The sequence below is a fragment of the Acidisphaera rubrifaciens HS-AP3 genome, from assembly GCF_000964365.1.
Taxonomy (GTDB): domain Bacteria; phylum Pseudomonadota; class Alphaproteobacteria; order Acetobacterales; family Acetobacteraceae; genus Acidisphaera; species Acidisphaera rubrifaciens.
The window spans coordinates 1-467 of the sequence record NZ_BANB01001140.1 but is presented as its reverse complement, the minus strand read 5'-3'; the positions used below and the strand labels follow the sequence as shown (position 1 = coordinate 467).

Annotated in this window: 2 protein-coding genes; both read left to right on the top strand. The window is 74.7% G+C overall.

Features of this window, described 5'->3' with window-relative positions; all coding sequences use genetic code 11:
• On the top strand, positions 1–205 hold a 205-nt coding region (locus tag B8460_RS20425), incomplete at its 5' end, for a DsrE/DsrF/DrsH-like family protein (RefSeq protein WP_048863466.1).
• Positions 206–261: 56 nt separating this feature from the next.
• The coding region (locus B8460_RS20420) for a hypothetical protein (RefSeq protein WP_048863465.1) at positions 262–467 on the top strand (206 nt) is incomplete at its 3' end.

The window sequence follows — 467 nt, the reverse complement described above, 5'->3', positions numbered from 1 at the left end:
CGACGCGGCGGTGCGCGCGACCGGCGTCGCCGGCATCGCGGAACTGCGGGAAGCGGCGCAGGCGCTGGGCGTCCGGCTGACCGTCTGCGCCGCCGGCCTGCGCATGGCCGGCCTGGCCGAGGATGCCTTGCTGCCCGACGTGGAGGTCAGCGGCGTGACCGCCTTCCTCGCCGCGATCGGCACCGGGCAGGTGATCACACTGTGAGGCGCGGGCATCGACGGGCTTGACCCGATGCGGCGCGACGGGGCAGGCAGACCGGCATGAGACGCGCCTCGCTGCTGATCGCCGCCCTGCTTCTTGCCGCCCCGGGCGCGCGCGCCGCCGGGACCGACCAGCCGGCGCCCGACACGCCCGGACACACCACCTCAGAACTCGGCAGCACCCACCACAGCCACCACCACACCCATCATCACGCCGCGGACAAGACCAGCCGCGACGAGCACCGTCACGCGACGGACCACCACGC